The 21,610-nt window shown below is 70.8% G+C and carries 14 protein-coding genes; 8 read left to right on the forward strand and 6 right to left on the reverse strand.

Annotation, left to right across the window (positions count from 1 at the left end):
- The first annotated feature begins 1 nt into the window (after position 1).
- A complete protein-coding gene (locus ACFXJ5_RS13335; protein WP_384630480.1) occupies positions 2-2,839 on the forward strand; it encodes an NHLP bacteriocin export ABC transporter permease/ATPase subunit in 2,838 nt (945 codons plus the stop codon).
- Positions 2,840-3,039: 200 nt separating this feature from the next.
- Positions 3,040-6,339, forward strand: coding sequence for a GH92 family glycosyl hydrolase (locus ACFXJ5_RS13340; protein WP_384630481.1), 3,300 nt, complete (start codon positions 3,040-3,042; stop codon positions 6,337-6,339).
- A 79-nt stretch (positions 6,340-6,418) separates the two neighbouring features.
- On the opposite strand, the gene ACFXJ5_RS13345 is transcribed toward ACFXJ5_RS13340, so the two are convergent.
- Positions 6,419-7,192: a DUF2993 domain-containing protein gene (locus tag ACFXJ5_RS13345; RefSeq protein ID WP_384630482.1), complete on the reverse strand. Its 774-nt coding sequence runs from the start codon at positions 7,190-7,192 to the stop codon at positions 6,419-6,421.
- A complete protein-coding gene (locus tag ACFXJ5_RS13350; protein WP_384630483.1) occupies positions 7,189-8,808 on the reverse strand; it encodes an MFS transporter in 1,620 nt (539 codons plus the stop codon). Before ACFXJ5_RS13350 ends, ACFXJ5_RS13345 begins: the two co-directional genes overlap by 4 nt.
- 215 nt (positions 8,809-9,023) lie before the next feature.
- Here ACFXJ5_RS13350 and ACFXJ5_RS13355 point away from each other — a divergent pair, with 215 nt between their 5' ends.
- Positions 9,024-9,659 (forward strand): TetR/AcrR family transcriptional regulator, encoded by a 636-nt coding sequence (locus tag ACFXJ5_RS13355; protein WP_384630484.1) that lies wholly within the window; start codon positions 9,024-9,026, stop codon positions 9,657-9,659.
- A gap of 51 nt (positions 9,660-9,710) precedes the next feature.
- On the opposite strand, the gene ACFXJ5_RS13360 is transcribed toward ACFXJ5_RS13355, so the two are convergent.
- The 3 genes from ACFXJ5_RS13360 to ACFXJ5_RS13370 form a co-directional block, all read right to left on the reverse strand.
- Positions 9,711-10,454, reverse strand: a complete 744-nt coding sequence (locus ACFXJ5_RS13360) for a dienelactone hydrolase family protein (RefSeq protein ID WP_384630485.1) — start codon at positions 10,452-10,454, stop codon at positions 9,711-9,713.
- 222 nt (positions 10,455-10,676) lie between these two features.
- Positions 10,677-12,578, reverse strand: a complete 1,902-nt coding sequence (gene pknB / locus ACFXJ5_RS13365; protein WP_384630555.1) for a Stk1 family PASTA domain-containing Ser/Thr kinase — start codon at positions 12,576-12,578, stop codon at positions 10,677-10,679.
- 501 nt (positions 12,579-13,079) lie between these two features.
- Positions 13,080-13,694: a TetR/AcrR family transcriptional regulator gene (locus tag ACFXJ5_RS13370; protein ID WP_384630486.1), complete on the reverse strand. Its 615-nt coding sequence runs from the start codon at positions 13,692-13,694 to the stop codon at positions 13,080-13,082.
- A 95-nt stretch (positions 13,695-13,789) separates the two neighbouring features.
- Here ACFXJ5_RS13370 and ACFXJ5_RS13375 point away from each other — a divergent pair, with 95 nt between their 5' ends.
- From ACFXJ5_RS13375 to ACFXJ5_RS13395, 5 genes are all read left to right on the forward strand, one after another.
- Entirely contained in the window at positions 13,790-16,030 is a 2,241-nt protein-coding gene (locus ACFXJ5_RS13375; RefSeq protein ID WP_384630487.1) for an MMPL family transporter, read from the forward strand.
- A gap of 170 nt (positions 16,031-16,200) precedes the next feature.
- Positions 16,201-16,971 carry a phosphatase PAP2 family protein gene (locus ACFXJ5_RS13380; RefSeq protein ID WP_384630488.1) on the forward strand — a complete coding sequence of 257 codons (771 nt, stop codon included), beginning with the start codon at positions 16,201-16,203 and terminating at the stop codon, positions 16,969-16,971.
- Positions 16,968-17,894, forward strand: coding sequence for a hypothetical protein (locus ACFXJ5_RS13385; RefSeq protein ID WP_384630489.1), 927 nt, complete (start codon positions 16,968-16,970; stop codon positions 17,892-17,894). The genes ACFXJ5_RS13380 and ACFXJ5_RS13385 overlap by 4 nt, the downstream gene beginning before the upstream one ends.
- A gap of 49 nt (positions 17,895-17,943) precedes the next feature.
- Positions 17,944-18,846: an LLM class flavin-dependent oxidoreductase gene (locus ACFXJ5_RS13390; RefSeq protein WP_384630490.1), complete on the forward strand. Its 903-nt coding sequence runs from the start codon at positions 17,944-17,946 to the stop codon at positions 18,844-18,846.
- A 131-nt stretch (positions 18,847-18,977) separates the two neighbouring features.
- On the forward strand, positions 18,978-19,910 hold the full coding sequence (locus ACFXJ5_RS13395; RefSeq protein ID WP_384630491.1) for a LysR family transcriptional regulator: 933 nt from the start codon (positions 18,978-18,980) through the stop codon (positions 19,908-19,910).
- A gap of 17 nt (positions 19,911-19,927) precedes the next feature.
- Here ACFXJ5_RS13395 and ACFXJ5_RS13400 read toward each other — a convergent pair whose 3' ends face one another.
- Entirely contained in the window at positions 19,928-21,520 is a 1,593-nt protein-coding gene (locus ACFXJ5_RS13400; protein WP_384630492.1) for a FadD7 family fatty acid--CoA ligase, read from the reverse strand.
- Between the last annotated feature and the right edge of the window lie 90 nt (positions 21,521-21,610).

The raw sequence follows: 21,610 nt of genomic DNA on the forward strand, positions 1-21,610 counted from the left end.
CGTGATCCCCGTTCAGCACTCCCCCGCCGTCGACGACCCGGTGACCGCCGCCCTCGGTGGTCTCGGCACCCCCGTCGACTGCACGGGCCTGCGGAGCATCAACCTGGAGGGCCCGCACGTCCTGTGGCTCGTGATGGCCGGCGCCCTCGACCTCTTCGCGGTCGACGCGGCCCAGCAGGGCCACTGGCACTTCCTCGGCCGCCTCGAACCCGGCACCCTGCTCCTGGGCCCGGTCGAGGGACCGCAGCACACCCTGGTCGGGCGGCCGTTGCAGAACTGCTGGCTGCGCCGGATCCAGCTGCGCGAGCTGTACCGGCCCGAGTACGCCGAGCCCTGGGCCTACGGCAACCAGTTCGACACCGACCAGGGCCAGGCCCTCAGCCTGCTGGAGCAGGCCTTCGCGCTGGGCGTCGGACGCAGCCAGCGCGTTCTGTACGAGGCGCCGCTGGACGGCCGTACGACCGCCGACGAAGCCGTCGCCGACGACGACATCCTGTGGCTGCCGGTGCTGCCCGGCAGCGTGCAGTACGGCGCGGCGTACTCCGCGGAGGCGTCCGGTGACCTGCTCATCGACGGCTCGATGTGGCAGGGCATGGTCAACCAGCAGCACCGGTTGCTGTCCACCCTGGACCGCTGGATCGAACGGCTGGAGCGCGCCCACGAGGACCGTACGGCGGCCGGTATCAAGGCGGGCCAGGCCGTACGCGAAGAGGCCGACCAGGCGCTGCTGGACTCCATCGCCAAGTCCCGGAAGGCGCCGTCCCGTGCCCCCGGGACCTCCGACGACACCACGTACGCCGTCTGCAAGGTCGTCGCGCAGGCCACCGGGATCACCCTCACCCCGCCCTCGGAGAGCGGCGCGGAGAGCGACCGGATGGACGCGGTCGACCGCATCGCGGTCACCTCGCGCGTCCGCACCCGGCCGGTCCGGCTCGACGGCCGCTGGTGGCGGGAGAACGCCGGTCCCCTGGTCGGCCACCGGGCGGCCACCGGGGTCCGGGTCGCCCTGCTGTGGCGGCGCGGGGGGTACGAGGCGGTCAACCCGCTCAGCGGCAGCCGGATCCGCATCACCGCGGACAACGCGGAGGAGATCGCGGAGCGCGCGGTCATGTTCTACCGCCCGCTGCCGGACAAGCCGCTCAGCCCGATGCGGCTGCTGCGCTTCAGCCTGCGCGGCACCCGGGCGGACCTGCGCAACCTCATTCTGAGCGGTCTCGTCACGGTCGGTCTCGGCGCGCTGGTGCCGATCGCGACCGGCCAGGTGCTCGGCACCTATGTGCCGGACGCCGAGACCGGGCTCATCGTCCAGTTCTCGCTGGCCATCATCGTCACCAGCGTCGTGTCCGCCGCCTTCATGCTGCTGCAGAGCCTCACCATCCTGAGGATGGAAGGCCGCATCGAGGCCACCCTGCAACCCGCCGTCTGGGACCGGCTGCTGCGCCTGCCGACCGCCTTCTTCGCCGACCGGTCCACCGGCGAACTGGCCAGCGCCGCCATGGGCGTCAGCGCCATCCGCCGGGTGCTCACCGGGGTCGGCCCGGTCGCCGTCCAGTCGCTCACGGTCGGCGCCATGAACCTCGTACTGCTGCTCCTCTACAGCGTCCCGCTGGCGCTGGCCGCCATCGCCATGCTGGTCGTCATCGCCGCCGTCTTCCTGGCGATGGGTCTGTGGCAGGTGCGCTGGCAACGCCGCCTGGTCGAGCTGAGCAACAAGCTCAACAACCAGGCCTTCCAGACCCTGCGCGGACTCCCCAAGCTGCGCGTCGCCGCCGCCGAGAGCTTCGCGTACGCCGCCTGGGCCCGGGAGTTCGCCCGCAGCCGCGAACTCCAGCAGCGCACCGGCCGGATCAAGAACCTCACCGCCGTCCTCAACGCGGTTTATCTGCCGCTCTGTTCGCTCATCATGTTCATGCTGCTGGCCGGCCCGGCCCGCGGCTCCCTGTCGGCCAGCGCCTTCCTCACCTTCAGCACCGCCGTCACCATGCTGCTGACCTCGGTCACCCAGCTCACCGGCGCACTCGTCTCCGCGGTCGCCGCACTGCCGATGTACGAGCAGATCAAGCCGGTGCTCGACGAGGCACCCGAGGTCCGCGGCACCAGCACCCAGCCCGGCGCGCTGTCCGGTGGCATCGAGGCCCGAAAGCTGTCCTTCCGCTACACCGACGACGGCCCCCTGGTCCTCGACGACGTGTCACTGGAGGTCCGGCCGGGCGAGTTCGTGGCGATCGTCGGCCCCAGCGGCTGCGGCAAGTCGACCCTGCTCCGCCTCCTCATCGGCTTCGACAAGCCGTCCGCGGGCAGCGTCCTATACGACGGCCAGGACCTGGCCGCCCTCGACCAGGCGGCGGTCCGCCGGCAGTGCGGCGTCGTCCTGCAGAACGCCCAGCCCTTCACCGGTTCCATCCTGGACTGCATCTGCGGCACCGAGACCTTCACCCAGGACGAGGCGTGGGCGGCCGCCGCCATGGCCGGTCTCGCCGAGGACATCAAGCGGATGCCGATGGGCCTGCACACCATGATCGCCGGCGGCTCCACCATCTCCGGTGGCCAGCGCCAGCGCCTGATGATCGCCCAGGCCCTCATCCGACGCCCCCGCATCCTCTTCTTCGACGAGGCCACCAGCGCCCTGGACAACGAGACCCAGCGCATCGTGATCGAGAGCACCCGCACCCTGCGCGCCAGCCGCGTCGTCATCGCCCACCGGCTCTCCACGGTCATGGACGCCGACCGGGTGATCGTCATGTCCGAGGGCAAGGTCGTCCAGCAGGGCCGCCCGGCGGATCTGCTCGCCGACCAGGGCGGCCGCCTGCACGAACTGGTCCGCCGTCAGATGAGCTGATCGCCGGCGATGGCGCCGGTGGGGCCCGCCCGACGGCGGCGTGGCCTGAATGGGACCAAGCCAGTCCCATTTGTCGCTCCGTTCACGGTGTCACCGTTGACGCCGCCTGCCACACCCGTTCACACTCGCGGGCGCCGGTGCGGTGTGGATCAGCGCCGCCCGGTCTCCCCCACACTCACCACACAGCAAGGAGACACCGCATGGCGGCACTCCGATCCAGCTCCCCCGGCAGACGGGCCCGGCCGCTCCTGTCCGTGGTCCTCACGGCACTCGTGGCTGTTGGCAGCCTCGGCGCAGGCTCCCCCGCCCAGGCGTCGGCCAAGGCCGCCGCCGCTCCGCGCGATCTCGTCCCTTACGTGAACCCGCTCGTCGGTACGAAGCCCGGTGGGCCGGACTTCGGGACCGGCGGCGGGTCGGGCAACACCTTTCCGGGCGCCGACGTGCCGTTCGGGATGGTGCAGTGGAGTCCGGACACCGACAAGAACCAGCCCGGCGGCTACTTCTACGACGACGACAAGATCAGGGGCTTCAGCCTGACCCATCTGTCCGGTGCCGGCTGCGACGGAGCCGAGGACCTGCCGTTCATGCCGTACTCCGGATCCGTGACCACCTCGCCGGCCACGGACCCCAAGCACTATCTGGACAGCTTCTCCCACGACGACGAATCGGCCACCGCCGGCTATTACGGCGTCAAGCTGGCCTCCGGCAACAAGGTCGAGCTGACGGCCACCCAGCGTTCCGGCGCCGGGCGCTTCACCTATCCGGCCGGCAGCACCGCCTCCCTGCTGCTGAACGTCTCGGGCTCCATCGGCGGCGCCTCGGACGCGCAGGCGACCATCACCGGCGACCGCACCATCACCGGCTATGTGGCCAGCGGCCACTTCTGCGGCGGCGGCAATCTCTACCGCGTCTACTTCTCGGCCACCTTCGACCAGCCCTTCGCCTCCGTCGGCACCTGGCACAACGACATCGTCAGCCCCGGAGACGAGAGCGTGCACGGCACCGCCCGCGCCAAGGCCGGCGCCCTGACGCAGTCCAAGCAGGCGCAGGCCGCGCACCCGTCGGTCAGTGTCTCGGGGCCGGGCTCGGGGGCGTACGTCACTTTCGACACCGCGAAGCAGGCGACCGTCGGAGTGAAGGTCGGGCTCAGTTACGTGAGCATCGCGGGCGCCGCCGCGAACGTCAGGGCGGAGCAGGGTTCTTCATCATTCGACAACGTTGTCAACAAGGCGCGCTCAACCTGGAACCAACGGTTGAACCAAATTCAGGTCGACGGCGGCACCACCGCCCAGCGCACCACCTTCTACACCGCGCTGTACCACTCGCTGCTCCAGCCGAACGTCTTCAGCGACACGGACGGCCAGTACCCGGGCTTCGACGGGCGCGTCCACCAGGCGGCGAAGGGGCACGCGCAGTACGCCAACTTCTCCGGCTGGGACATCTACCGCTCCGAGGCGCAGCTGCTGGCCCTGCTGGCGCCCGGCGAATCCGGTGACATCGCCCAGTCGATGTACAACCAGGCGCATCAGGCGGGCGATGTGTGGGACCGCTGGTCGGTGAACAACGACTTCGAGGGCGTCATGAACGGCGACCCCTACCACTCGATTCTGGCCAGCATGTACGCCTTCGGGGCCACCGGCTTCGACGCCAAGGCGGCGTTGACCTCGATGGTCAAGGGCGCCACGACCATCCAGCCGACCACCGCCCGCTACGTCGAGCGGCCAGGCCTCAGCGATTACCAGACGCTCGGTTATCTGCCCGACGACGTCTCCACCACGCTGGAGTACACCAGCGCCGACTTCGGCATCGCCGCCCTGGCCGGCAAGCTGGGCGACGACTCGACGCAGGCCACCTTCATGAAGCGGGCGCAGAACTGGGAGAGCGTCTTCAATCCGTCCAACTCCTGGATCCAGCCCCGCGATCCGGACGGATCGTTCGTCTCCCCCTTCGACCCGGCCGACTCCAGCCTGTACGTCGAGGGCAACGGCTCCCAGTACCACTGGATGGTGCCCTACGACCTCGCCGGGCTGTTCGACGCCATGGGCGGCAACGCCAAGGCCGTCGACCGGCTGGACACCTTCTTCACCGAGCTGAACGCCGGCCCGCACAAGCCGTACGCCTTCCTGGGCAACGAGCCCTCCCTGGAGACCCCTTGGGAGTACGCCTACGCCGGCGCGCCCTACCGCACCCAGGACGTGGTGCGCCGGGCGGCCGACACGCTCTACTCGGAGAAGCCGGACGGCGAGGTCGGCAACGACGACCTGGGCGCCATGTCGTCCTGGTACGTCTGGGCGGCGCTCGGCATGTACCCCGAGGTGCCGGGCCGGTCCGAACTGGTGCTGGCCAGCCCGCTGTTCCCGGAGATCACTCTGCACCGGGGCAGCGGCCAGACCATCACCATCAACGCTCCGAACGCCTCGGCGGACACCTACTACGTACAGTCGCTCAAGGTGAACGGCGCTGACAGCGGCAAGGCCTGGCTGCCGGAGTCCTTCGTCGCCGACGGCGGCACCCTGGACTACACCCTCGGCACCACCCCGAACACCACCTGGGCGAGCGCGGCGGCCGACGCACCACCGTCTTTCCGCGACGGCGAGCAGCCTTACTTCACCAGCACCGACCCGGGCCGGGTCAAGGTCCAGCCCGGCGGGGACGCCGAGCACGCGACCGTCACCGTCCGGACCCTCAAGGACACCGGCACCACCGTGCACTGGACGGCCTCACCCCCGGACGGCATCACTCTGTCGGCCACCGAGGGCGACCTCACCGTGCCGGCGGACGGCACCGGCACCGGCACCCTGTCGATCTCGGCGGCGGCCGGGACCGAACCGGGCTTCTACACCGTCCCCCTGAAGCTGACCGACTCCGACGGCACCGCCCTGCCGAAGGCAGCCCTCGCGGTGACGGTCGCCACACCGGGCAGCCTGTTCTGGAACCTCAACAACAAGGGCATCTCGGCCGACGACACCAACCCCGCCGCCAACTTCGACGGCGGCGGCTACAGCTACTCGGCAAAGGCTCTCGCCGCCGCCGGAGCCACCCCTGGCGCCACCGTCACATCCGGCGGCTTCGACTTCACCTGGCCCAAGGTCAAGCCCGGCGACCCCGACAACATCGCCGTCAGCGGCGGCGACCAGGTCCTCAACGCCCCGACGGGCTCGGCGAACGCCACCCGGCTCAGCCTGCTGGGCAGCGCCGGCAACGGCGCCGCCGACGGCACCATGACCCTCACCTACACCGACGGCACGACCCAGGAGGCACAGCTCGGCTTCAGCGACTGGACCCTCGGCGGCGGCAACCGCCAGCCCTCGTACGGCAACACCATCGCCCTGCGCACCTCCTACCGCGACGTCTCCGGCGGCGGCAGCCAGCAGATCGCCACGGACGTCTTCGCCAGCGCCCCCATCACGCTGGCAGCCGGCAAGCAACTGAAGAGCGTGACCCTCCCCGGCACCGTCGCCGGGGGCACGTTGCACGTGTTCGCGCTCGCGACGGCCTAGCCGGGCGAAGAACGCGGTCAGCGGCCCGACCGACCGGGCCGCTGACCGCGTCCTCCTTCTTCAGGAATTCCTCCGGGGATCAGTACACGTATCCGGTTTCGGTTGCCCCGGAGTCCGGAGTAAAGGTGACATCGTGGCCCGACAGGTTCGCGGTGATACCGCCGCGTCCGGTGGAGAGCCCGTCGAGGGTCAGACCGCGCGGCAGGTTCTCCAGGGGGATCGTCTGCTGGAACGCCTTCTCGACCAACGCTCGCACTGAGGCCGGAAGTTGTCCTCCGGAGACCCGCACGGACGTGAAGGCGATGCTGTTGTGCTCCGCCCTGGTGACCTGGGCGGTGACCTGGAGATCGCCGATCAGTGGTACGGACATGCTTGCCGCGACGCGGCCGTCGGTGGACGCGGGGCCGATGTCGATGCCGAGGGCGTCGGACAGGTCGCGGTAGGAGACGAACGCGGTGGCCGTGGCCGTGGCGGCGTGGGCCGAACGGGCGTCAGTGCCGCGCTTGAGGCCGGTCAGGTGCACATCCAGGTCGGTGATCGGCACCGGATTCTGCGCCCCGGCGGGGATGTCGCGGGCGGAGATGTCGACGCGTTTCAAGGTGCCGTCGGCCAACTGGGTCAGCACCGGGAATCCGCGGACGTGGACTGCCGGAGCCTGCGCCGTGCCGGTTGCCTCTTGGAACGCGGCGGCGGTCCGCGACTCGGTGTACTGGAGGGCCGCGCCGTCGACGCCGGTGGCGATCAGCAGCAGGGCAAGAGCGGCTGTCGGTACGAGCACGCGTGGGCGGCGCCACCGGGGAAGGGGCCGGGGCCGCTCCTGCCATGGACGGTGGGCATCCTCCGTGCTGGTCATACCGACCTCCCGGATGACGTGTCCACCGTCTCGATGTCGCCGGCTTCCCTGTCGGGAGGGGGGCTCAGGCGGTCCTTCCGACCGGGCAGCAGCGCCATGACGATCACTGCTCCGGCGGTCATGATGATTCCGCCGATCAGACTCGTCGTGGCCACGGAGTCGGAGAACGCGGCATTGGCCGCCGAGACGAGCGCCTGGGACTTGGCGACTCCGCCGGACGGGTCGTGAGCGACCTGCCCGGCTACGGCGAGGGCTCCGCCGATGGAGTCCCGCGCGACGCTCAGCGCCTCAGGGGGCAGCGCGTTGCCGACGCTGTCCGTCAGGTTGTCGCGGTAGGAGGTGGCGAGCAGGGAACCGAGGATGGCGATACCGAGTGAACCGCCCAGTTCGAGGGCGGTGTCGTTCACGCCTCCGCCCACGCCGAGTTCGCCTTCGGGGAAGGCCCCCATGATCGTGTCGGTGCACGGGGAGACACTCAGGCCGACGGCCAGTCCGAGAAGGATGAACGGACCGAGGAAGCTGCCGTAGCTGGAGTCGGCGTCGACCTGCGTCATGAGCAGTACGCCGACGGCACCGATCACCATTCCGGCGATGACGGTGACCTTCATGCCGAGAAGGGGTGTCAGCCGTCCGGTCAGAGCGGCGCCGAGGCAGACGCCGCCGGCGAGCGGCAGCATCCTGACACCCGTCTCCAGAGGGGTGTATCCCTGGACGAACTGCAGGTCCTGGGTGATGTAGTAGATGGCCCCGAAGGTCCCCAGGAAGAACATCAGGACGGCGATCGTCGAGCCGCTGAAGGTCCGGTCGCGGAACTTGCGCACGTCGAGGACGGGGTGCGGGTGCCGCAGTTCCCAGAGAACGAAGGCGGCCAGCGCCAGGCCGGCGATCACAGCGGCCGCCACGGGGCCTGCCGTCCAGCCGAAGTGCGGCCCCTCGATGACCGCGTACACCAGCGAACCGACGGCGACGATGGACAGGACGCCCCCGACCAGGTCGAGCTTGCCCATCCCGTGGGCCCGGGACGGCGGGACGAGCGCGAACGCGCCGACGATCGCGAGCAGTGCGATGGGGACGTTGATCAGGAAGGTCGAGCCCCACGCATGGCCCTCGAGAAGCCATCCGGCGATGAGCGGGCCCACGGCGACGCCGAGTCCCGAGGTGGCGGTCCACACGGTGATCGCCCGCGCCCGCTCACCGCGAGGGAAGGTCGCCACGAGCAGGGACAGCGTCGCCGGCATGATCATCGCGGCGCCGAGCCCCATGACGGCTCGCGCGGCGATGACCGCGGTCGAACTGTCCACGAGACTGCCTGCCACCGAACCCGCCGCGAAGATCGCCAGGCCCGTGACCAGGGCTCCGCGACGGCTGTACTTGTCGCCGACCGCTCCCAGCAGCAGCATCAGCGCCGCGTACGGGACGGTGTAGCCGTCGATGACCCATTGCAGCTCGCTGCTGTCCAGGCCCAGGTCCCGCGTCATGTCCGGCGCGGCCACGATCAACGCCGTGTTCGCCATGACGATGATCAGCAGGCTCAGGCAGAGCACCAGGAGCGCCCACCATCGCCTCGGATAGGGGCTACTCGTTTTATCGACGGGGGTCGACGCGGAAAGGCGCATGGGGGGTCCTCGGGGCTGAAGCCGGAGTCGGTAATTGCTCAACGATGAGCAGATTAACTTCTTGCTCACCGTTGTGCAAATAACAGCCGTCGACTCCGACGTGAACACCCGCCGCCGCATCGCGGGCCGGTTGCCCCCGACCGCCCGGACGGGTAGGTTCTTGCTCATAACTGTGCAAATTTGCTCACGCAGTCCCATGTTCGGAAGGTCCAGCCATGGCCAACTCCAAGGGCCCAGTACCGCTTCGCAGCAACTCACGGTCGAACAGGGCCCGCATCCTCGCTGTCGCGCGCCAGCAGCTGAGCGAGAATCCGGACGTCGCCATGGATGACATCGCGCGGGCCGCCGGAGTCGTACGACGCACCCTGTACGGCCACTTCCCCGGGCGAGCGGCGCTCCTGGAGGCCCTCACCGACGAGGGGGCCGAGACGCTCCTGGAGACCATACGCTCGACCCTGGTGCCCTACGACAGCCCCGAGGAACGGCTGGCTCGCCATGTGCTCACAGGATGGCCGGTCGGTGACCGCTACCGCATGCTGCTGGCCCTTGCCCGGCGGGATCTGGGGGATCTGAAGATCACCGAGGCGCTCCTTCCCCCGCGTCAGATCGTGACCGAGACGCTCAGCCGCGGCCAGAAGGCAGGAGTGTTCTCCAGCCACCTCCCGGCCGAGGTGCTGGCGGGCGCACTGGAAGCCCTGGGGCTTTCCCTGCTGGAGATGACGGCCCAGGGCTTCTGGAACGGCACAGCCACCGATGCGGCCGTGGCCAGCTTGATCGCGGCCGGCGTCGCACCGGCGGGGGCCGTCGACACGGTGCGACGCGTCCAGGCCGAGACCAGCACGCAGCAGTGACGCGCGGATCGTAGGGCCGTGGCCGTCACCGCCGCGCGTTCATGTGTCTCCTCACAGGTGCGCGTGGAAGAAGGTCTCGATACGGCGCCAGGCGTCGTCCGCCGCGACGGGGTCCGGCCCCATACCCGCCACACGGAACAGCGGCCGCAGCATGCGTGGGCCGTTGGGGGCGGAGTTGAGGAAGCTGTGGCCGGCGTGCGGATACTCCTTGACGTCGTGCACGACCCCGGCACCGGTCAGAGCGGTGTCCAGAGCGGCGGCGGCCCCGCGCAGCGGCCGGTCCCGACCGCCGTAGCTGGCGACCACCGGGCATGCGCCGTCGACAAGGGCGTCCAGGTCCTTGGGCGGAAAGCCGTAGTTGACCGATGCGGCGGTGAAGTCGTGTCCCGCGGCGCTCAGCAGGGCGAAGCCGCCGCCGAGGCAGAAGCCGATGACGCCGATCCCGCCTGCCTGATCGGGTGATCGGCTCAGCCACTCGCGCCCCGTGTCGATGTCGGTGAAGGGCCGGCCCTCGCCCCGGCTCAGGGAGCGCATGGTCGACACCAGGCAGCGACGGGCACCGCCCGCACTGAACAGGTCCACGGCCAGCGCGAGAATGCCGGCCGCGGCGAGCCGCTCCGTGTGCTGCCGGGCCTGCTCGTCCAGCCCGAAAATCTCGTGCACCACGACGACGCCCGGCCAGGGGCCGGAGCCGTGTTCCTCCTGCGACGGCCGTGCCAGATAGCCGCGCAACGGCTGTGAGCCGCCCCTCTCGGCGCTGAGCTCGCTCAGATCGATGTCCTGGGTCGTCGGCATGTCGCGCCGCCTTTCCTGCGTCCCGACGGGGGATGACGATCATCACGCTAGGCGCCGGACCCGGACGTGTCGTGTCCCTTCGAAGGGTGGTAGCGCCAGGGACACCCGCAGCGGCAGACAGCTGTTTACCGCTCCGGAGAAACGGAACACGCCCGCCGTTCCCAGGACCGCACGCTCCGCCGCCGAGCCCAGACCCCCCACGGGCCTGGGCTCGGCGGAGGTCTATCCCGCTGCGGCCGACGCCGTGGGCGAGGCGCTCGACGAGCCGCCGGACGGCGGCGAGGTGGTGATGGTCACCGTGCTGCCGCTGTCGGCATCGCTGCCGGGGGTGGGGTTGCTGCCCGTCACCGTCGCGCTGGAGTCGGCGGAGGAGCCGGAGGCCAGGGCGACCTTGAGGCCGAGGTTGTTCAGTGCCGTGCGGGCGTCGGTGAGGGTCATGCCGATGAGGTTCGACGGCACCTGGACCGTCGAGGCGGCCTTGGCGACGTCCACATCGATGGTGGTTCCGGCCTTGACCTCCTTGTTGGCCAGGATGCTCTGGCCGACGACGGTGCCTTCCTTTGAGCTCGAGTCCACGTCGGTGGTGGAGCCGAGGACGAGGTTGTTGGATTCGAGCAGCGTCTTGGCCTCACTGGGGGTCAGGCCGGTGAGGTCGGGGACGGTGGCCTTGTCGGCTGCCTTGGCCACCTTGAGGGTGACCGTGGAGCCCTTCTCGGCCTTGGTGCCGGCCGTCGGGTTCTGGCCGAGGACGGTTCCGGGGTCCTTGTCGGACACGACCTGCTTGGTCTTCACGACGAAGCCCTTGTCCTCGAGGCTGGTCGTGGCATCGGTCTCGTTCTGGTCGGTGACGTCGGGGACCGCGACCTTCGGGGCTCCGGTGGACATGACGACCGAGAGGGTCGCGCCCCTCGCGACCTGGCCGCTCGCCGGGCTCTGACTGCACACCCGGTCCTTGGGCTGGTCCGCGCAGGGCGCGCTCTTGGTGACGGTGACCGTGAGGCCGACGTTGTCCGCCTGGTTCTTGGCGTCGTCCAGCGTCTGGCCGACGAGGTTCGGCACGGCCACCTTGCCGGTGTCCGTGCCGTGGCCGCCGAACAGGATCCAGCCCACGAGGACGGCACCGGCGAGCACCACGGCGGCCGCCACGCCCAGCAGCACCGCCGACTTCTTGCTCTTCGGCTGCCCCTGGTCCTCCGGGGGCCCACCGTAGCCGCCCTCCCCCGGGTCCTCGACGGCGGCGAGGTTGGCAGTGGGGCCGCCGGTGGCACCGGTGCCGGCTGCGACGGCCCTGCCATCGAGGTAGGCCTCGATGTCGGCCCGCATCTCGTCGGCCGACTGGTACCGGTAGTTGGGGTCCTTGGCGAGCGCCCGCAGCACGATGGCGTCGATCTCGGGGGCGAGCCCGGGGTCGTACGCACTGGGCGGCAGCGGCTCCTCCTGTACGTGCTGGTAGGCGACCGCGACCGGGGACTCACCGGTGAACGGCGGCCGCACGGCGAGGAGTTCGTACAGCAGGCAGCCCGTCGAGTACAGGTCGGAGCGCGCGTCGACCTGCCGGCCGAGGGCCTGCTCCGGCGACAGGTACTGGGCGGTGCCCACGACCATGCCGGTCTGCGTCATGTTCATGCTGGGGTCGTCCATCGCGCGGGCGATGCCGAAGTCCATGACCTTGACCTGGCCTTCGCGCGTCAGCATGACGTTCGCGGGCTTGATGTCGCGGTGGACGATACCGCTGCGGTGCGAGTACTCCAGCGCCTGCAGGATGCCGACTGTCATCTCCAGGGCGGCCGCGGGCAGCAGCTTGCGGCCGGCGTTGAGCAGGTCCGCCAGGGTGGAGCCGTCGACGTACTCCATGACGATGTACGGGAGGGAGACGCCCTCTATCCAGTCTTCACCGGTGTCGTAGACGGCGCCGATGGAGGGGTGGTTGAGGGAGGCCGCGGACTGGGCCTCACGGCGGAACCGGCCCTGGGAGGCCGGGTCGTGGGCGAGGTCGGCACGCAGCGTCTTCACCGCGACGGTCCGGCCGAGCCGGGTGTCATGGGCGAAGTAGACGTCCGCCATGCCGCCGCGGCCCAGGAGCTGGCTCAACTGGTAGCGGCCGCTCAGGACGTACGACGGCAAGGCCTGAGTCGGAGCCTCGTACGTGTAGGACGGGTTCGCGTACGACGCGTCCGCGTACGACGCGTCCTGATAGGACGAGCCCTGGTAGGACGATCCCTGGGATGGCCCGCCCGCGTACGGCGTGCCGTCTGATCCGACGGGGTTCACCTGGCATCACCGGAAGAGGTCGGAAGGTCATGGGCCACGTCGGGCGAGGGATCGGGATTCACACCCGACCCCCGCCGGACATCCGCCAGGATACGGGCGCGACTGTCGCATACCTGGCGTCTTTGGGGTTCGAGGATGGCGGACTTCGTCACTGCGGTCCCTCTGTCGGGCGGACGTGTCGTCGCAAATGCTTGCACACGGATGAGCAAAGATGTAAACAGGCCCCCCATCGGCGGCGATCGTCCCACGTGGACCTGTGGGAGCGAGGACCGCTGATCGGGTCATTCAACACCCCCCGCCGGCCACCGCGTCAGGTCGGGGCGCAGTAGTGCGGCGGCCCGGATGAGGCCAGGCTCACACGGACCGCGCTCCCGTTTCTCTTCCGGCCGCGAGTCCCAGGGACTTCATGCCCGCCTCGATGAAGTCGAGGGCGGTGACGATGTCCTCCTCGGTACCGAAGGCCCGGGAGCCGTTGGCGAGTTCCATGATGACGGCCGCGGCCGCGGCGGCGGCGATGCGCGGGCCGAGGGCGTCGGGGGCGACTCCGAGGTCGTCGGCGACGGCCTTGGTGGCTTCGTGGACGGCTGCGGCCAGGCGCGCGTTGCGCAAGGCGCTCAGTTCGGGGTTGGCGTCGAACATCCGCCGCGCGAGTTCGTCGTTCCCGTCGTCGGGCATGGCGTTCTCGGCGCGCACCCACCGGCCGAGGATGTCCAGGGCGGTCTCACCGGGCCGGCGGTCGCGCAGGGCGTCGGTCAGCTGGTCCGCGCCCTCACTGAACCGGGACAGGGCGATGTCCTGCTTGGTACGGAAGTACATGGCGACGGTGCGCGGGGCGACCTCGGCCCGCGCGGCGATGTCGGCGACCGTCGTGGCGTCGTAGCCGCGCTCGGCGAACAACTCGAAGGCGGCACGGGTGATCGCCGCTCTGCGCCGGGTCTTGCCGCGCTCTCGTAGACCTTCCTCGACCATAACCGCAGGTTACAGCCAGATGTGATTTTGCAGCAGACTGCAAAAGTAGCTTAGGCTGCAAACCTTATCGGATGGCTGGCTGACGGAGGATGGCTGTGGCTGGACGGTTGTACGCGCTGGGCCGGTGGGCGGCACACCGCCGGGGCCGGGTGCTGGCGGCCTGGCTGCTGCTGCTCGCGGTGGTCGGCGGGCTGGGGATCACGCTGCACGGCAAGCTCTCCACGGAGTTCAGCGTGCCGGGGATCGAGTCGCAGCAGGCCACGGACCTGCTGAAGAAGCAGTTCCCGGCGGCGGCCGGCGGCACGGCCCGGGTGGTGTTCGCGGCACCGTCGGGCACGACACTGGCCGCATCCAAGGAGCAGGCCGCGATCGCGTCGAGCCTGAAGAAGGCCGCCTCGGTCCCCGGGGTGATCGCCGTGTCCGACCCGGCGAAGACCGGCGCACTGTCGGCGGACCACCGGATCGGCTACGCCGACGTGCTGTTCCAGCAGATCCCGGACAACGTGCCGGAGTCCGCCAAGGACGACCTCAAGGACGCGATGGCACCGGCCCGCGCCGCGGGCCTCCAGGTGGAGTACGGCGGCACGGCCATGAAGCCGGCGGTCGAGATCGGCGGACCCGCCGAGATCATCGGGGTGGTCGCCGCGTTCGTGGTGCTGGCGATCGCTCTCGGCTCCCTGCTCGCGGCCGGGATGCCGCTGCTCACCGCCCTCGTCGGCGTGGCGATCGGCGTACTGGGCGTGCAGTTCGTGTCCCGGTTCGTCGACATGACCAACACCGCGACCACCCTGGCCCTCATGATCGGCCTGGCCGTCGGCATCGACTACGCCCTGTTCCTGGTCTCCCGGCACCGCGAGCAGCTGGCCGAGCAGGGCGACGACCACGACGTCCAGGACTCGATCGGCCGGGCCACCGCGACCGCCGGCAGCGCGGTGGTCTTCGCCGGCGTCACCGTCATCATCGCGCTGTCCGCGCTGTCGGCCACCGGCATCCCCTTCCTGACGATCATGGGCCTGGCCGCCGCGTTCACCGTGCTGCTCGCCGTCCTCATCGCGATCACCCTCGTCCCGGCGGTGCTCGGCTTCGCCGGTGAGCGGCTGCGGCCCCGCGCTGCGGGCGGCGGCCGCTTCCGCTTCCTGCGGTTGAGCCGGGGCCACGAGTCGCAGGGCACGTGGGGCCTGGCGTGGGCCCGTACGATCACCCGCGCGCCGCTCGCCGTCGTGTTGATCTGCGTCGTCGGCCTGGGTGCCGTCGCACTGCCCGCCCGCCATCTGCGGCTCGGCCTGCCCAGCAACGAGGCCCAGCCGGTGGCCAGTACCCAGCACCGCAGCTACGACCTGCTCAGCCGCGGCTTCGGGCCCGGCTTCAACGCCACCATCACGGTCGCCGTCGACACCACCGACGTCCCGGCCGCGAAGCGCACCGCACTGCTGGGCGACCTGGCCACCACGCTGCGCAAGGACTCCGACATCGCCGCCGTGGCGCCGCCGGTGACCAACACGGCCGGGACGATGGCCATCCTCAGCGTCGTTCCCAGGAGCGGACCGGACGCCCAGGCCACCACCGACCTGGTGCACCGGGTGCGCGACCACGACAAGCAGGCCGTCGCCCGGGCCGGCGGCGTCATGTACGTCACCGGCGCCACCGCCGCCGCCATCGACATCTCGGCCAAACTGGCCGACGCGCTGCCGCTGTTCGTCGCCATCATCGTGATCCTGGCGATGCTGCTGCTGGCTCTCGCCTTCCGGTCGCTGCTCGTCCCGCTCAAGGCGGTGCTCGGCTTCCTGCTCTCCACCGCCGCCAGCCTCGGCTTCGTGGTGTGGGTGTTCCAGTACGGGCATCTGGACGGGGTCTTCCAGGTCGCCGCCGCCGCACCGGTCGTCGCCTTCCTGCCGGTCCTGCTGATCGGGGTGCTGTTCGGGCTCGCGATGGACTACGAGGTCTTCCTCGTCAGCCGTATGCGCGAGCACTTCGAGCACACCGGGAACGCCGCGGAGGCCGTCACCCACGGCGTCGCCAAGAGCGGGCGGGTGGTCTCCGCGGCCGCTCTGATCATGGCGGTCGTCTTCGGCGGCTTCATCTTCACCGGCGACCCGGTCATCAAGTCGATCGCCTTCTCCCTCACCTTCGGCGTGCTCTTCGACGCCTTCGTCGTCCGTATGACCCTCGTCCCCGCCGTCATGGCCCTGCTGGGACGCCGAGCCTGGAGCCTGCCGGGCTGGGTCGACCGCATCCTGCCCAACGTCGACGTCGAGGGCGCCTCCCTCCCCGCGCGGACGCCGTCGGCGCCGGCTCCGGCGGAATCGGAGCCGGAATCGGCCGGTAAGGCCAGGTAGGAGCCCTTGGACGGGGGCGCCGGCGGCTGTGCCGCCGGAGCCCCCGTTCGCGTCTCAGGACCGCCTGGAGACATCCGCGTGCGGCAGGCGTAGAGTGCGCTTCGCGGCCAGGTGTACGAAATCGTTTCGTACACTAGGAGCCAGGATCGCGTGGGAGAGGGGGACGGACGATGGCCGTCGAAGAGGCGTCACAGACGGCGGTCCCCGCGCCGTCCACGCCCGCCGGGACACCGGCCACGGCGCCCGCCCGGCCCCGCCCGGTACCGGAGCTGCTGCTGGTCGCCGCGCTGTACATGGGGTACCGCCTGGGGCGGCTGGTGGCCGAGGGGCATGTCGCCGCCGCCTATCGCAACGCCGCGGACGTCTGGACCCTGGAGCGCGATCTCCACCTCCCCGACGAGGCCACCGTGCAGCAGCTGCTGATGCACAGCGAGCCGCTCGTCCGGGCCGCCAACACCTTCTACGCCACGGTCCATTTCCCGGCCACCGCCCTGTTCCTGCTCTGGATGTACTGGCGCCGTCCGGCTCACTACGTATGGATCCGGCGGGTGCTGACCGCGCTGACGGCGGCGGCTCTCGTACTGCACCTGCTGCTGCCGCTCGCGCCGCCGAGGATGCTCACCACCGTCGGCATGGTGGACACGGGCCGGCTCTTCGGCCCGGCGGTGTACGGCAACCCGGACGTCGACTCGCTGGCCAACCAGTACGCCGCCATGCCGTCCCTGCACGTCGGCTGGGCGCTGGCCCTGGCCGTCGGGCTGATCGCCGCGACCCGCAGCCGGTGGCGCTGGCTGTGGCTGATCCACCCGGCGCTCACCCTGCTCGTCGTCGTCGCGACCGCCAACCACTACTGGCTCGACGGCATCGCCGCCGCCGTCCTGCTCGCCGTCGCCCTCCTGCTGGTCCCCCGTCCCGCCGGCCACCCGGGGAGACCGGCATGAACGCGCTCGCCCTCGCCATCGCCCTGTCCCTGCTCTCGGCCGCCTGCTATGCCGCTGCCGCCGTGGCCCAGGAACGCATCGCCGGCCACGAGCCACGCGCCTCATGGCCCACCGCCCTGGCCCTCACCGGCCTCGGGGCCGGACTGCACGTCGCCGCCCTGCCGTACGGGCCGCTCACCCTGCTCCAGCCACTGGGCGCCCTGTCCCTGGTCCTGGCCGTACCGATGGGGGCCGCCGCCCATGGCCGCCGCGTCGCACGGGACGAATGGCGGGGCGCGGTCCTGACCGTGCTCGGGCTCACCGGACTGCTGCTGACCACGTCATCGACCGCCTCCCCGGCCGCCCTGGACGTACGGACCACGCTGCTCCTGGCCGCCGTCACGGCCGCCGCGATCGCCGCCCTCACCGCGATCCCGGCCACCTCCCGTGCCTCCGTCACCGCCGGCCTCCGCTACGCCACGGCCGCCGGGATCGCCTTCGGAGTGGGCTCGGCGATGACCCAGACCGCCCTGGGCCGTGTCGGCGACGACAGCGGACACGCACTGCTGACCCCCGGCGTACTCATCCCGGCCGTCCTCGTCGTCCCGCTCTCCCTCGGCGGCCTCCTGCTCTCCCAACTCGCCTACCGCGGCGGCCTGGGCGCCCCGCTCGCCACCGCCACCCTCGTCAACCCCGCCACCGCCGCCGCCATCGGACTGCTGCTGACCGGCGACCACCTGCGGGGCGGCGGCACCGGGTTCCTCATCGCTCTCGCCGCCGCCGTGGTGGCCGGCCGAGGCGTGGTCCTGCTCACCCGCACCACCGTCACGCCAAGCGCCGCGATCCCCGCCATGGCCCCCGCGCCGACAGCGGAAAGCAGGAGCGGCCTGCTCAGAGCCGTCGCGGAGGCAGGGGGTCCAGCTCATCCTTCTGGCCGCTCCTAGTGTGGTTACGAACAGAAGGTAACCGCCACAAATACCCCAGGAGGATGTCGTGAACCCCGTCCAGTTCGGTGTCTTCGTCTCGCCCCAGCACGCCGACATCCAGCGGCTGCGCGAGCACGTGCTCACCGCGGAGGAGACCGGCTTCGACTACGTGTCGATCCAGGACCATCCCTACTCCCCCGCCTTCCTGGACACCTTCGCGCTGATCGGGACGATGCTCGGGCAGACCAGCCGACTGCGTTTCGTGCCCAACGTGGCCAACCTGCCTCTGCGACCGCCCGCCATGCTCGCCAAGACCAGCGCGACGCTGGACCTCCTGTCCGGCGGCCGCTTCGAACTCGGCCTCGGCGGCGGCCGGCTCTGGTCGCAGATCGCCGGGCTCGGCGGCCCCCGGCGCACCCCCGGCGAGGTCGTCACCAGCCTCGACGAGGCCATCACCGTGCTGCGCACCCTGTGGAAGCCCGGACGCCTCGCGACCTTCCAGGGCCGCCACTACTCGCTCACCGAAGCGGCGACCGGGCCCGCCCCGGCACACGACATCGGCATCTGGCTGGGCGCCCTGGGGCCCCGCATGCTGGACCTCACCGGCCGCAGGGCCGACGGCTGGGTCGCCCCGCTGGCCACCAGTTACGAGACCAAGCCGGCCGCCCAGGACCGTATCGACGCCGCAGCACGCACGGCCGGCCGCGAACCGACCGACATCCGCCGGATCATCCAGCCCGTCGGCGCGGTCACCGACCGCGTGGAGACCCAAGAGCGCCCCCGCAGCGGTCCGGGAGGACAGCCGATCCGCACCACGCCGGACGGGTGGGCGCGCATCATCGCCGAATTCGTCCGCGAGGAGCGGTTCGACACCGTCAACTTCCTGCCGGAGGACGAGAGCGTCGAGCAGCTGACGCGGTTCGCCACCGAGGTCATCCCCGCGGCGCGGGCCGCCATCGCCTCGCACTGACGTCGAACGGAGCCACCAGGTCCAGGACCGGTCATTGAATGGTTGATCAGTAGGATGGCCACGGCGTCGCGGGAACGACGGAACCCCCGCGGTCCATGTCGGCGCGGCGCCCAGGCAGGGAGGAGTCGCTGATGCTGTTCCGTCAGCTGGAGTACTTCGTAGCGGTGGCCAGGGAGAAGCACTTCGCGCGGGCAGCGGAATCCTGTTACGTGTCGCAGCCCGCGCTCTCGGCCGCGATCGCCAAGCTCGAGCGGGAGCTGAACGTCACCCTGATCAACCGGGGGCACAACTACGAGGGCCTCACCCCGCAGGGCGAACGGCTCGTCGTGTGGGCCAAGCGGATCCTGGCCGAGCAGGACGCCTTCAAGGCCGAGGTGGCCGCCGTCCAGTCGGGCGTGACCGGGACGCTGCGGCTCGGGACGGACCCCACGGCCTCGACGACGCTGGCGCTTCCGGTGGCCGCGTTCTGCGCGGCGCACCCGCTGGCCAAGGTGCAGGTCCGGTCCCGGTTGTCGACGAAGGAGCTGCACCGCCAGCTGCGCGATTTCGAGCTGGACGTGGCGATCGCTCACTTCGATCCCGGCGACCAGGAGGGCCTGCAGGTGGTGCCGCTGTACCAGGAGAGGTACATGCTGCTGGCCTCGGGCGAGCAGCTGATGTCCCAGACCTCCACCATGACGTGGGCGGAGGCGGCCCAGCTGCCGCTCGCGTTGCTCACGCCCGACATGAGGATTCGCCAGCTCATCGACAGCGTGTTCGCGGACAAGGGGGTCGTGGTGACCCCGCAGGTGGAGACGGACTCGATCGCCTCCCTCTACGCGCACGTGGGCGTCGGTGAGTGGGCGAGCATCGTGCCGCACACATGGCTGCGCGCGATGCCGGTGATCGGCAGGACCAGGGCCCTGCGGCTGGTCGAACCGGACGCCGGGGCGCAGGTCTCGGTGGCGATGCACGCGGCGACTCCCGGTTCGGTCGCCGCGCGGGCGTTCGTGAACGCGGCAACGGGCTTGTCGCTGGACGACTTCTTCGACCAGCCGATGCCCACCGAGCACCGCGTCAGGTGAGAGTGGTCCCGGCTGCGTCAGGGCGCGTACCGGGCGTCCACCGCCCGGCGGTCGAGCGCGCCCTTGGCCGTGTGGGGCAGGGCGGCGACGATGTCGAGCCGGTCGGGTACCTCGAAGGCGGACAGCCGGTTGCGGCAGTACTGCAGGATGTGCTCCGCCTCGATGTTCTCGCTGTCGCGTACGACCACGACGGCGCCCACCCGCTGCCCGTAGGTCGCGTCGGGGATGGCGAACACGGCCGCCTCAGCGACCCCGGGGCACCCGGCGATGATGTCCTCGACGTGCTCGGGCGAGATCTTCTCGCCGCCGCGGATGATGAGGTTCTTGATACGCCCGGTCAGGAACAGGTACCCGTCCTCGTCGACTGAGCCCAGGTCGCCGGTACGGAACCACCCGTCGGCGAAGTTCTTGGCCGTCTCGGCCGGGTTGGCGAGGTAGCCGCGGGTGACGGTGGGACCGTGCACCCACACCTCGCCCTCGGTGCCGGCCGGGCACGGCTGCCCGTCCGGGTCGACGATACGAAGGTCCACTCCGGTCGACCGGCCGACCGACCCCTGCTTGAGCAGCCCGTCCTTGGGCTGCGGCTCGCTGGTCGCCTGATGCGTGGTCTCGGTCATCCCGTACGCGGACAGCAGCGGCGCGCCGAGCGTGCGTTCCAGCGCCCGCTGGGTGGCCGTGTTGAGCGGGGCACTGCAGCTGCGCACGAACTTCAGAGGCGCGATCTCCGGGCCCGGGTACTCGCGTGCCGACCGCTCCAGGAGTATCTCGTGGATGGTGGGGACCGCGGTGAACCACGTGGCGGACACGGCCCGCACGTCGTCCCAGAAGGTGTGTGCCGAGAACCGCCCCCGCTCGGGCAGCAGCACGCATCCCCCGGCGGCCAGGGTGGCCAGAAGCGCCGCGAACAACCCGTGGCCGTGGAAGAACGGCATCACCGCGACCGTCGCGTCGCCGGGTCCCAGCTCGTAGATGTCGCAGATGCCCCGCACGGAGGCGGCCACGTTGGCGTGCGTCAGCGGGACCATCTTGGCCTGGTCGGTGGTGCCCGCGGTGAACAGGACGAGGGCGTCGTGGCCCGAGAGCTCATGGGCGGCGCCCCGGACGTCGCGCACCACACGCGCACCCGTTTCGAGCGTGGCCGTCGACGTCCCGGCACGGGAGATGTCCACGCGCAGGGACCATGCCGGGACCTGGAGCTGCGCGACCGGCGCGGCGCCGGCCGCGGGTGGCCCGACGAGGATGGCCTGCGCTCCCAGCGCCTCGAGCCGGGCCGACATCTGTGACTCGGGCAGTGCGGGGTCCATCGGAGCGATCACCAGCCCGGCCCGTGCCGCGCCCAGGAGCGCGACGACGAACTCGGAGGTGTTGGCGCACACGAGGCCGACCGCGTCCCCGCGGCGCAGCCCCGTACTGCCGAGTCGAGCCGCCACGTCCTCGGCCAGGGCGGCGAGGGCGCGGTACGACAGGTCGACCCGGTCTCCGGTGACGACGAGCGCCCGGGCGTGGGGACGATCGCGCACCTGCCGGTCGAGAAGATCGGCGAGGCCGGTGATCGCCGGGGGCCGGTACCGGTTCGTGTTTCGTACGGATGCTGCGGTCGGGACCGCCATGACCACCACCTCCTCGCGCCAGGTCTGATGAAGCTGTCACCTGTGAGCCTGCGGGGACGGCAAGTGCGCGTCCAATACGCACTGGCGAAC

Origin of the sequence: Streptomyces sp. NPDC059373 (assembly GCF_042751495.1) — a bacterium.
Classification (GTDB): Bacteria; Actinomycetota; Actinomycetes; order Streptomycetales; family Streptomycetaceae; genus Actinacidiphila.